Genomic DNA, 11924 nt, shown 5'->3' on the forward strand with positions numbered 1-11924 from the left:
CAGGCTGGCGGAACACCACGCGCCCGCTGACGGTACGCGCACGCACTCGGAGGATTGGTCATCTCGACACCGGAACAGGCAAGCGACCGGAGGGCGAACCTCGTCCTGCGGGCGCTCATCGACGAGATGCTGGAACGGGTCCGCGGGCTGAACGCCAACCCGTCGACGATGACCACCGACGAGCGCTCGCGCGCCGAGGCGGAGCTGGAGTCGATCATGGCACGCGTGCGGCGGTATGCGGCGTTACGTGACCAGCAGCTGTAACGCACGACGACACTCACAGGGACGCGGCGGCGCGGGTTGCCGGCCGCGTCGCTTTCCCCGGCGGTCGGTCTCATGAATACGCGCTCGAAGTTCCTGCTTGGCGGGCTCCTGATCCTTGGCACGGCCAGCTTCCTGGCGGCCAAGAGCACGGCGGCCACGGCCCAGTTCTACCTCACGCCGCACGAACTCGCCGAGCGGCTGCAGGCCGATGATTCCTTCCGGGAGAACGGGATGAAGGTCGGCGGGCGGGTGGTGCCGGGCACGATCGTGCGCGCGCCCGGCAACAAGGAGGTGCGCTTCGTGATGCGTGACACGCTCGCCACCAGCACCGCGCGGTTCACCGTCGTCTACAAGGGGATCATCCCCGACACGTTCACCGACAGCGTTGACGTGGTGGTGGAGGGCCGGCTCGACGCCGGCAACACCTTCCAGGCGACAGTGCTGCTGGCCAAGTGTGCCTCGCGCTACGAGAACGCCCCGGGCAAGCCTGGCGCCCCCGGCGGCGGCCACCCGGCCGGCGTGCCGAAGGGTCCGGACGCGGCCCCGCAGACGTGATCCTTCTCGGGGAGTTGTCGCTGTGGGTGGCGCTGCTGATGGCCACCTGGATGATGACCGTGAGCTTTGCCGGCGGGGCGACCCGGCGCGGTGAGCTGGTGATGAGCGGACAGCGTGCGACGTATGCCACGCTGTTCTTCGTGGGCCTGGCGAGTGCCGGCCTGTGGACGGCGCTCTTCACCCACGACTTCAGCCTCAAGTTCGTCGCCAGCTACACCAGCGCGAACCTGCCGAAGGTCTACCTCTTCAGCGCCTTCTGGGCGGGCCAGTCGGGGTCGCTGCTGTTCTGGTGCCTGATCCTGGCGGTGTTCTCCGCCATCGCGATCTTCACCAACCGCGCGCGCAACCGTGAGCTGATGCCATGGGTCACCGGCACGCTCGGCGTGATCCTGGTGTTCTTCATCGGCACCATCATCTTCGCGGCCAACCCGTACGAGCGGATGGAGTGGGTGCCGCCCGACGGTCGCGGCATGAATCCGCAGCTGCAGAACCCGGGCATGGCGATCCACCCGCCGATGCTCTACCTCGGCTGGGTCGGCACGGCGATCCCGTTCGCATTCGCGATCGGTGCGCTGGCCACGCGGCGACTGGACACCGAGTGGCTCGGCGCCATCCGCCGCTGGAGCCTGATCAGCTGGTTCTTCCTCACGATCGGGCTGGTGCTGGGCATGTGGTGGGCGTACGTGGAGCTGGGCTGGGGCGGCTACTGGGCGTGGGATCCGGTCGAGAACGCCCCGCTCACCTCGTGGCTCTGCCAGACGGCGTTCCTGCACTCGATCATGATCCAGGAAAAGCGCGGCATGCTGCGCAAGTGGAACGTGACACTGGTCATCGCCGCCTTCCTGCTCAGCATCCTCGGTACGTTCCTCACGCGCAGCGGCGTGATCGAGAGCGTGCACAGCTTTGCGCAGAGCCCGATCGGCAACTACTTCTCGACCTTCCTGGTCCTGATCTTCGTGGTGACGACCATCCTCGTGATGACGCGCCTGAAGGACATGGAGGCAAAGGCGCAGCTCGAGAGCATGGTGAGCCGCGAGGCGGCGTTCCTGTACAACAACCTGGTGCTGGTGGGCATCGCGTTCAGCGTACTCTGGGGCACGCTCTTCCCGATCATCAGCGAGGCCGTGCGGGGCACGAAGATCACGGTGGGCCCGCCGTTCTTCAACTCGGTGAACGTGCCGCTCGGCCTCGGCCTGCTGGCACTCACCGGCATCGGGCCGCTGATCGCCTGGCGCCGCGCGAGTGCGGCGAACGTTCGCCGGCAGTTCGTCTTCCCCGCCGCCGCCGGCCTCGTCACCGGCGCGGTCCTGATGGCGCTCGGCATGCGCGCCTTCTACCCCATCGTCGCCTACATCCTGGTGGGCTTCGTGACCGGCACGATCGTGCAGGAGTTCTGGAAGGGCACGCGCGCACGCATGCGCATGTACGCGGAGAACGTCGTCCTGGCGGCGCTGCGGCTGGTGGGCAACAACCGCCGGCGCTATGGCGGCTACATCGTGCACCTCGGCGTGGCGATGATCTTCGCCGCCTTCGCCGGCTTCGCCTTCAAGAAGGAGTTCGACGTCTCGCTCAAGACCGGCGAGGTGTTCCGGGCCACCGACCCGTTCGGGCACCAGTGGACCTTCACCAGCCAGGGCGTGAGCGAGTTCAAGCGGCTCAACCGCTACGTCACGGCGGTCGCACTCGCGGTCACGCGCGACGGGAAGCCGATGCCGCTCCTGGCGAGCGAGAAGCGCCAGCACGTGGACAGCAACGACCAGCCCACGTTCGAGCCGAGCACCGAGGTCGGGCTCTACGAGACGACCATGCAGGACGTGTACCTCGTCTTCAGCGGCATGATCGGCCCCGACCAGGCGGAGATGCGCCTCAGCTTCAACCCGCTGGTGTGGTGGGTGTGGTACGGCGGCATCGTGATGGCGATCGGCGGCATGATCGTGATGTGGCCGCAGGCGGAGAAGAAGCGGCAGGGCGGCTACGTGACGGTGCTGACGCCGGGGCGTGAGTCACTGGAGCCGGCGGGAGCGGGCGCCTGATGCCGGCGTCCCGCCGGGCGTTCCTCCGCGCCGGTGGCGTGGCACTGGCCGTTGCCGTGCTGGCGCCGCGACTGCGGGCGCAGGAGGCGGCGCAGGGTGCCGCGAACATCGAGATGCCCCAGTCGGCGTACAAGCCCGTGTCGCTGCCGAAGAAGGCGGGCGCCACGCCGCTGGTGACGCAGGCCCAGCGGGATGAGCTGGAACGGGGGCTCAAGTGCGCCTGTCCGTGCAAGCTCGACGTCTTCACCTGCCGCACCACCGACTTCCAGTGCGGCATCAGCCCGGCGATGCACTCCGATGTCGTCCGGCTGGTGGACGGCGGCTACAGCGCCGACGAGATCGTGGCGGCGTTCTCCACCGTCTACGGCGAGCGCGTGCTGATGGCGCCGGTGAAGGAAGGGTTCAACATCGCCGGCTACGTGGTGCCGTTCATCACGGTGGGCATCGGCGCGACGCTGCTGGTGTCGCTCCTGCGCCGCTGGCAGCGCGAGACGGAGAGGGCGGCCCCGGCGGTCACGACGAAGTCGGTGCTGCCGATCAGTGGCAGCGTCCCGGCCGCCACCGACGACGAGTTGCGCCGGCTGCAGGATGCCGTGCGCGGCAGCACCGACAGGTGACCGTGGAATGAACGCATTGCTCGGAAGTGACTCCGCCCCGTTCGTGATCGGCATCGCCCTCGCCCTCATGGCGCTGGCGGTGGTGCTCTGGCCCGTGTTCAGCGACGAGCTGCCGGTGGAGGTCCGCCCGGAGCACCGGCGCGCACCGAAGCTGGAGGTGGATGACGAGCCGGTGCCGGGGTCGGCGATCGAGGCGCTGCGCGAGATCGAGTTCGACCGCGCCACCGGCAAGTTGTCGGAGGACGACTACGACGGCATGAAGGCGCGCTACACCGTGCAGGCCCTGGTGGAACTGCGCGAGCAGGACGCCGCAGCGTCCCCCATGCCCGCAGCGGCCGGCGCACCGGAGTCGGCGGCTGCCGTCGCCGAGCGGCTGGTGCGCAAGTACCGTCCGGGTACGACCACCTGCCCGACGCACGGGCAGCGCCCCGAACCCGACGCGATGTTCTGCTCGGAGTGCGGCACCTTCCTGCCCGGCACCTGTGATCGCTGCGGGACGACGGTGACGGCTGCGGGCGCCCACTTCTGCACCGGCTGCGGGCACGTGCTGGCGGCGTAGTCGTGCCGGACTTCGCTGCGCATGCCCCGTCGCAGCGCGCGATCGACACCAACCCGGCCTGGTGACTGCTGCAGGACGCGGGGCTCGCCAGATGCGCGTCGCGCGTCAGCTGAACTCATCGCGTGGGGGCAGGCACGTGCCACCACACTGCAGCGACCCTGCCGCGGTGGCGAGTCCTTCCTCGACGACTGCGCCGGCAACGGCGCCGCGTCAGGTCCGGAGGAGGGCCAGCGCGGGGCCGGCCGGCTGGGCGACTGCCAGGTGCGCGAGCACCTCGGCGGCGTCGAAACCGCCGAGCAGGGCGAGCTGGGCGAGGGCCGGCACCGACGCGGCGCCGGTGCGCAGCATGATCGACGCGCGGTGATTCTCCACGGTGCGCTGGCTGATGCCGAGGACGGCCGCGATCCGCTTGCTGGGATGGCCGGCGATCACGAACGCCAGCACTTCGCGCTGCCGACCGGTGAGGGTGGCGAGATGCGCGCGGCTGGCGGCGCGCCGCGGATCGGGGGCGCCGGACACGCGTGCAGTGTCGAGCGCGTGCGCCACCGAGACCACGAACGCCTGGAGCGCATCCAGCGTGCTGTGCTGCTGCTCGAGCATGGCCAGGAGCAGCAGGTTGTGCGTGACGAGTGCCTCGTTGCAGGCCACGACCTGCTCGTGTGCGGTGCCGTGCGCACCGGTGGGGGTCGCACGCATGAACGCTGCCGGAGTGATGGAGTGCATTGGGCGTGCGGAGAGGGAAGTCGCGGGGCGGAGGGTCGACGTGGCCCGTGACGCACATGAGGGCGCTCGCGAGCGCGCAGCTGTGCACCGTTCGTTCACTGCAAGAATCGGGCGGCGCCGGCTCCGTGGCGCCGGGGTGGGTGCCAGTGGCGCTGCCGCCGTCCCGGTCATGCGACCGCTGCCGTGAGTCGTCCGTCGACCACTTCCACGATGCGGTCACAGCGCGCGGCCAGCGCCTCATTGTGTGTGACGATGAGGAATGTGGTCCGGCGCTCCTGGTTGACCGTGCGCATCAGTGCGAAGACGTTGTCGGCCGCACGGCTGTCGAGGTTGCCGGTGGGCTCGTCGGCGAGGATGAGCGTCGGGTCCATCGCCAGCGCGCGCGCGATCGCCACCCGCTGCTTCTGCCCGCCGGAGAGGTTGACCGACGGGTGGTCTGCCCATGCGGCGAGGCCCATCGTCTCCAGCAGCGTCGCCGCGTGCGCGCGCATGGCCGCGGTCGGGAACTCGTGCTTCAGCAGCATCGGCATCATCACGTTCTCGATCGCCGTGAAGGCCGAGAGCAGGTACGACTGCTGGAACACGAAGCCGATCTGCTCGTTGCGGAGCGTGGTCAGCGCGGCGTCGTCGAGGGTGCCCGTGTCGGCCCCGTGCAGCCACAGCCGCCCGCTGGTCGGCCGGTCGAGCAGGCCGATGATGTTGAGCAGCGTGCTCTTGCCCGATCCCGACGGCCCGATGAGCGCCACGAACTCACCCGCATGCAGCGTGAGGCTGATGTCGTGCAGCACCTCGATCGCGTTCGGCTTCCCGACGGCGTACGACTTGGTGACGTGGTCCAGGCGGAGCACGTCGGGGGCGTCAGGCACGGATGGCATCCACCGGATCGAGCCGCGCCGCGGAGATGGCCGGCAGCGCCGCAGCCAGGACCCCCGTCACCACCGCCAGTGCGATCGACCACCCGAAGAGTCCGGGCGTCACCGCGAGCGGGAACAGCTCGCTGCCATCACCGAGCCGCACCTGCGCGTGGAAGAACGCCAGCGCACCGACGCCCAGCACCGAGCCGACGACCGCCCCGGCACCGCCCAGCACGCCACCCTGCAGCAGGAAGACCCGCAGCATCTGGTGCTGCGTGGCCCCCATCGCCCGCAGGATCCCGATGTCCTGCGAGCGCTGGATCACCGACACGATCAGCACGCTCGCCACGCCGAAGGCCACCGACAGCGCCACGAAGCCGCGAATGGTGGTGAACGACATCTCCTGCGCACTGAGCGTGCTGAACATCTGCGCGTTGGTCGTGATCCAGCTCTCCGCCTTCACCCCTGTGCCGGCCGTCACCGCCGCCGCGATCGCCTCGGCCGCGTAGAGGTCGTGGACGCTGATCTCGATCGCGGTCACGCCCCCGTCGAGGTTGGCCAGCGATTGTGCGGTGCGCAGCGCCACGAAGGTCGAGCGCTCGTTCGCCCCCTTGTTGCCGAGGTCGAAGATGCCGCTGACGGTGAGCGTGCGCGTGAGCGCACTGGCGGCCACCACGTTCAGCTTGTCGCCGACGGAGACGCCCAGCTGGCGCGCCAGCTCACTGCCGATGAGGATGTCGCTGGCGGTGAGGTCCGGGACGCCGTGGATCACGTACGCCGGGATCTTCACGATCCGGAAGTACTCCGCCGCCTCGATGCCGGTGAGCGAGATGGAGCGACTGGCATCGCCGCGCACGGCGAGGGCGGCGGCCGAGACGGTCGGCGCGACGACGGCGATGTCGGCGCGGCGACGGAGCAGGGCGGTGATGCCCTGCCACTGGTCGATCGAGCGGAGGCGCTGCGTGGGACGCTGGATCATGCTGGCGAGGAGCACGCCGGCGGTTGCCTGCCGCAGCGGGCGCGCCTCCTCCTCGGGCGGGAGGATCTCGATGTGCGCCTGCGACATCAGCACGCGGGTGACGAAGTTGCCCTGCAGCGACGTGAGCATGGCGGACATGAACACGATCACGCCCACCCCGATGGCGACGCCGCTGACGATGGCGAGCGTCTGCATGCGTCCCTCGCGCAGGAACCGGATCGCGGTGACAGCCTCGAAGGGCACCCAGGTCCTCATGGCGTCGCGGCGCTCGTCGCCGGCGTGGCGAGGCGCAGACGGTCGCCGTCACTCACGGCCACCGCGGTGGCCGGCACCAGCACGTCCCCGGCCACCAGGCCGCCCAGGATCTCGGCGCGGCCACCGGTGATCATGCCGGTGGCGACGGCCTGGCGCCGCGCACGGCCGTCGCGCACCACCAGCACCCACGGCGCCGTGGTGCCGCCGTCGTGGATGTCGGCGGCCGCTGCCACCAGCACACCGGGATGGCGCGCGGTCTCGATGTCCACCGAAACCGTCATGTCCTGCCGCAGGTACGCTGGTGGTGTCGTGACGGCGAGTTGGACCTTCACCGAGGCACGCAGCAGGTCGACCCCCGGGTTGATGAAGGAGACGGTGGCCGCGAATCGCTCCGCCGGATAGGCGTCGGCCGACACCAAGGCCGCCTGGCCCACTGCCACCTGTGCCAGGTTCTTCTCGTCGACCTGCACCTCGATGCTCATCGCGCCGGAGGGTGACAAGGCCATCAGGGCCACCCCGACCTGCGCCACGTCGCCGACCTCGATGTTCCGCGCGATGAGCACGCCGGCGCGCGGTGCGAGGATGACCCGGTAGCCGACCCGGGTGCGTGCGGCCTCCAGGCTCGCGCGCGCCTGCGCGAGCTGCGTCGCGACGACGGTGAAGTTCCCGCCCCCGCGCTGGTTCGTGAACACCGTGAGTTCGGCCGCCCGCACGTCGGCCCGGGCGAGTGCGAGGTTCTTGCGCGCCGCGTCCATCGAGGACTGTGTGTCGAACCCCTCGGCCGCGAGGTTCCGGCCGACCTCCTGCTCGACGTTCAAGAGCGAGGCGCGCGCCTGCGCGAGCGCCTGCTGCGCCGCCGGGAGCGTCAGCTCACGCAACTGCCGGACCTGCGCCTCCGCCTGCCGCACCTGGCCATCCGCCTGCAGTGCCAATGCGCGGGTCTCGGTCGCATCGAGCACGATGAGCGTGTCGCCGGCGCGTACGGTCTGCCCCTCGCGCACGGGCACGCGCACCACCACGCCGCTGGCGAGTGTGCCGATCTCGGAGCGGAAGAGCGTGGCCACGTGACCACTGGCGACGAGCGTGCGCACCAGCGCCACCCGCACCACCGGGGACGGCACCACCACGGGACCGAGCAGCCACGGGCGCACCAGCACCACAGCCAGCACGCTCGCGCCGACCGCACCTGCCGCCCAGAGCCACCGCGACCGGTGTGACGCTGCCACTGCCACCGGTGGCCCCGGTCCTGGGGGTGGGGTCGTCGCTGGGTCCGGCGGGCGGCGTGGCGCGGGCGCCGGCGCCGGGCGTGGTGGAACTGGTGCTGGCGCTGGCTCTCGTGTGAGTGTCGGTGTCACCGTGCCGCGCTACGCCGCGACCGTCAGTTCCGGCCGGTACTGCTGGCTGCGCGGACCGAGTGTGTCGCGGATCGCCCCCAGTTCGTGCGCCGTGCCGTGTGCGATCACGACGAAGCGGCCCGCGGTGAGGTGTGCCTCGTACTCGATGATGCTGTCCTTCGGGATGCCGATGCTCACCAGTGCTGCGCCGATCACGCTCGCGCTGCCGAGCAGGACGGCGCCCTCGAGCGTGGCGATGATCCACGTGAGCAGCGGGCCCGCCACCAGCAGTGGTCCGACGCCGGGAATGACGAAGAAGGCGGAACCGAACAGCATGCCCCAGAGTCCGCCCCAGAATGCCCCGGACTTGCCCCATGCCTTCATCCGGCCGCCGGTGGAATAGTACCCCACCACCTCCTCCTCCGTCTGGTAGTCCTTCGCGACGATGGAGAGCTTCCGCATGTCGAATCCGGCCTTCTGCACGTCACGCACCGCCTTCTCGGCGGCCTCATGTGAGTCGTAGACGGCGACGACGGCCTCGATCACCCCGGTGTCCAGCTGCTTCAGCGGAGCGTGCGCCGCGACGGATGGTGCGTCCATGTGCATTCCTGTGGTCATGGGGGGCGGCGCGTGCGGCGGGCCGCTGCACCGGACCGGGGGTGCGGCGGACAGTGTCGCGCACGCCCGGACACCATGACGCTACGTCTTCGGTGCCCTGACGCGGAGGTTCGGAAACTACGTACGGACTGTCATCGCATCCCGGCGTCAGTGGCCTCCGGTCGCGCCGTCCACATCCGTGGCGAGGAAAGCAGCCGCCTGCGCGTCGCCGTCGGCCGCCGCCTGGCGCAGCAGTCGTTCCCCCCGCGCCCGGTCCTGCTTCACTCCCGTCCCATGCCAGTACAGGCGACCGAGCTCGCCGTTCGCCGCCGCGACGATGTCCGGTGCATCGCACCCGGTGGCGCGCTGCAGGTGATACACCGCCTGCTTCGTGGCACCGGCATCACCGCCGGCGAGCAGCACCCGCGCGATGTTGTACTCCGCGCTCAGGTCGCCGCCCTTCGCGGCGGCGGTGTAGTGCTTGGCCGCTGCCGCCAGGTCCACCGCCGTGCCGCGACCGAATTCATGGATGAGGCCGAGGTTGTAGCTGGCGGTCGTGTTCCCGAGCTTCACGGCCTGCAGGCTGAGTTGCCGCGCGCGCGCCTCGTCGATCGGGCCGCCGATGCCCTCGAGCAGCAGGAATCCCAGCAGCATGTGCGCATCGGCGCGGCCGCGCTCACGACCCGTTCCCCGGGTGATCGCGAGTTCCATCCACGCACGCGCCGCGGCATGATCGGTCTCGTCCTGCGAATTGGACGACAGGTCACGCGCGAGCTCCACCATCGCCGCCACGTCGCCCCGCGGATCCGGATCGGAGGGCAGAACGGGTGACGGCGGCCTCGCGCCGAGCAGGCGACGGAAGAGTCCCGGCGCCGGCGCCTCGAACACCGACTCCGGCTGGCCTGCCGCCAGCAGCATCCACCGCCGTGACAGCGCGGCATCCTGCGGAACACCGTCGCCGTCCCGGTACTGGCAGGCGATGGCGTACGCGGCGGTGAAGTCGCCCGCGCGGAATTGCGCGGTGCGCATGTCGAGGTCACTGTCGACACGCCCGTCGCGGTGCAGCCACACGTAGAAGTCCTCGGTGGACAGCGCCGCCTGCACCGGCGTTCCCTTCGACCATGCTGTCGAGATCGCACGCGCCACGAGCATCGCGTCCATGTACTCGGTGACATGATGGCGCTCGGCGATCCAGGCGTACCGCGGGTCGTGCAGGACGCTCCCGTCGGCGCGCAGCAGTCCCACGCGGAGTGGCTCGGTGTCACCGCGGCGGTCGCCCGGTGCGTGCATCACGGCGAGATACCCGGGCACCGCCTCCGTGCCGGAGCGGTGGAGGGTGATGGCGTAGAGGTGGTCGTACTCGCAGGGGATGATCTCCCGCTGCAGCGCCAGGCTCCACGCGCCGCAACGCCGGCCCGCCGGCGTGCCGCGCTGCACGAGCAGGGTACCACCGAAGGCCTGCGCGCTGGACTCGCTGTCCGTCGTGCCCGGGAAGCTCTCCACCGCATCGTACTGCGGCGGGATCAGTTCGCGCCCGCGACCATCCAGCAGTCCGAACCTTCCGTCCCGGCCGGCGATGACCTCGTCCAGATGGCCGGGAATCGGGGGCGACGATGGCTCGGTGCGGGGCGCGAGTGACGTCCACGTCGGTGGGATGCACTCGCGATCGTCACGGTCACGCACACCCGACAGCCCGTTGCGCTCCACGCGCACCAGCCACGGTTTCTCCTGCAGCAGTTCGATGCCGTCCCACTGTGCCGCAATGAGCACCGTCCCGTCGGCGCGCCACCAGCCGGTGCTGCCCGCGTCATCCTGTCGACCCTCGAACACCCCGGGCCAGACCAACCACTGGAGGTCGGCCTGCGGTGACGACACGACCTCGCCGCGGCGCACGTCCACCAGTTGCGCACGGTCGCCGTCACGCGCGATCGCGACGCCACTCTCCTGCAGTTCGTCGATCGAGTCGAAGGTCGGCAGCACGGTCCACGCGCCGTCGGCGCCGATCACACCCTGCCGGTCGCCGGACGCGGCGATCGCATGCGTGCCGGTGAACTGCCACACCTCCGTGAGCGGCGGCGAGACCGCGTCGGGTCGGGCGATCCACGACCCGTCATCCGCGAGCAGCCCGAGGGTCTCGCCGAGCTTCACGACGGCCACCTGCCGCGCGCCGGCACGCTCGAAGCTCCACGCGTCGTCGAGCTCGCAGTCGTGCAGCAGGACCGTGCCCGACGCATCGGCGCGCAGCAGCCCTGCGCGTCCGCCACGACGGACCCAGAACAGCGGCTGCTTGTTGTGGCCCGCAGTGTCGATCGCGTCCCATTCCGGCGGGATGAGCACGGTGCGCCGCGTTTCCTTCATGCGAAAGCCCACCACCTCGGCGGTCTTCACCACACCCGTCAGCCCGTTCTCGCGAACCCGTTCCAGCCCGCCGCCAAGATACGAGTCGCGCTCGCCGTCGTCGTCGTCATCATCGTCCTGGAAGTCCGCGAAGGGAATCGTCCGGGGCTCGTCCCGCATGGCGAAGTACGGATGGTCGATGCCCCCGAAGCCGAAGTTCCAGGCCCAGCTCGGCCAGTCGCCGAAGCCAGCGCCGAAGCTGTCGATCTCGAGCAGGTGATCGAGCGTCGGGAAGTCCTGCGCCTCGAGCGCCGCGGCCACGCCGGCGGCCAGGGCGTTGCAGGCGTCCCGCTCCCTGCTGATGAAGTCGTCGGGCTGGTCGCCGTCCAGCCAGCTCAACTCGTCGAGGTTGGCCGAGAACCAGGCCTCGTCGGGGGTCGGCGGGGCGAGGGCGGCGATCTGCGCTTCGCAGTGTGTCAGCAGCGCCTCGAAGTGGAGGTCGAGATACGGCTGCGAGCCGTGCAGCGGGTGGTTGCGGATGCCCTCGGCGAGGTGCCGGAGCCGGGCGATGCCCAGTGACGCGCGGCTGCCGAGGTTCCTGGTGCCTGCATCCCCGAAGACGCGCTGGTCCGTGTTCGGGGCCGTGGGCTCACCGTCGGCCAGCAGCAGGCGCCAGAGTGTCGGGAAGTTGTTATTGGCATCGGCGAACGGCTGGCCGTCACCGCCTTCGATCTGGTCGCGGGTGCCGAGGTAGAGAAAGGAGCGATTGCCCATGTGCCGCGCGTTCGGTGTGGAGGGAGCGGGCGGCGTCGCCGGC

At 70.3% G+C, this 11924-nt stretch carries 11 protein-coding genes; 5 read left to right on the forward strand and 6 right to left on the reverse strand.

Going from position 1 to position 11924, the window contains the following annotated elements; translation table 11 throughout:
• Window positions 1-54 precede the first annotated feature (54 nt).
• The 5 genes from IT355_00225 (at window position 55) to IT355_00245 (ending at window position 4028) form a co-directional block, all read left to right on the forward strand.
• Complete coding sequence (locus IT355_00225; protein MCC7051656.1) at window positions 55-264, forward strand: hypothetical protein; 210 nt, start codon at window positions 55-57, stop codon at window positions 262-264.
• A gap of 72 nt (window positions 265-336) precedes the next feature.
• Entirely contained in the window at window positions 337-819 is a 483-nt protein-coding gene (locus IT355_00230) for a cytochrome c maturation protein CcmE (GenBank protein MCC7051657.1), read from the forward strand.
• On the forward strand, window positions 816-2852 hold the full coding sequence (locus IT355_00235; GenBank protein MCC7051658.1) for a heme lyase CcmF/NrfE family subunit: 2037 nt from the start codon (window positions 816-818) through the stop codon (window positions 2850-2852). The genes IT355_00230 and IT355_00235 overlap by 4 nt, the downstream gene beginning before the upstream one ends.
• Window positions 2852-3469 carry a cytochrome c-type biogenesis protein CcmH gene (locus tag IT355_00240; protein MCC7051659.1) on the forward strand — a complete coding sequence of 206 codons (618 nt, stop codon included), beginning with the start codon at window positions 2852-2854 and terminating at the stop codon, window positions 3467-3469. The genes IT355_00235 and IT355_00240 overlap by 1 nt, the downstream gene beginning before the upstream one ends.
• A gap of 7 nt (window positions 3470-3476) precedes the next feature.
• A complete protein-coding gene (locus tag IT355_00245; GenBank protein ID MCC7051660.1) occupies window positions 3477-4028 on the forward strand; it encodes a zinc ribbon domain-containing protein in 552 nt (183 codons plus the stop codon).
• 210 nt (window positions 4029-4238) lie between these two features.
• Here IT355_00245 and IT355_00250 read toward each other — a convergent pair whose 3' ends face one another.
• The 6 genes from IT355_00250 to IT355_00275 form a co-directional block, all read right to left on the reverse strand.
• Window positions 4239-4724 carry a hypothetical protein gene (locus IT355_00250; GenBank protein ID MCC7051661.1) on the reverse strand — a complete coding sequence of 162 codons (486 nt, stop codon included), beginning with the start codon at window positions 4722-4724 and terminating at the stop codon, window positions 4239-4241.
• A gap of 194 nt (window positions 4725-4918) precedes the next feature.
• On the reverse strand, window positions 4919-5599 hold the full coding sequence (locus IT355_00255; protein MCC7051662.1) for an ABC transporter ATP-binding protein: 681 nt from the start codon (window positions 5597-5599) through the stop codon (window positions 4919-4921).
• A gap of 10 nt (window positions 5600-5609) precedes the next feature.
• Complete coding sequence (locus IT355_00260; protein MCC7051663.1) at window positions 5610-6827, reverse strand: ABC transporter permease; 1218 nt, start codon at window positions 6825-6827, stop codon at window positions 5610-5612.
• An 8-nt stretch (window positions 6828-6835) separates the two neighbouring features.
• Window positions 6836-8065 (reverse strand): efflux RND transporter periplasmic adaptor subunit, encoded by a 1230-nt coding sequence (locus tag IT355_00265; GenBank protein ID MCC7051664.1) that lies wholly within the window; start codon window positions 8063-8065, stop codon window positions 6836-6838.
• A 138-nt stretch (window positions 8066-8203) separates the two neighbouring features.
• Window positions 8204-8773, reverse strand: coding sequence for a DUF1269 domain-containing protein (locus IT355_00270; GenBank protein MCC7051665.1), 570 nt, complete (start codon window positions 8771-8773; stop codon window positions 8204-8206).
• A 165-nt stretch (window positions 8774-8938) separates the two neighbouring features.
• On the reverse strand, window positions 8939-11881 hold the full coding sequence (locus tag IT355_00275; protein ID MCC7051666.1) for a sel1 repeat family protein: 2943 nt from the start codon (window positions 11879-11881) through the stop codon (window positions 8939-8941).
• Window positions 11882-11924 lie beyond the last annotated feature (43 nt).

It is taken from the genome of Gemmatimonadaceae bacterium, from assembly GCA_020851035.1.
Classification (GTDB): Bacteria; Gemmatimonadota; Gemmatimonadetes; order Gemmatimonadales; family Gemmatimonadaceae; genus JACMLX01.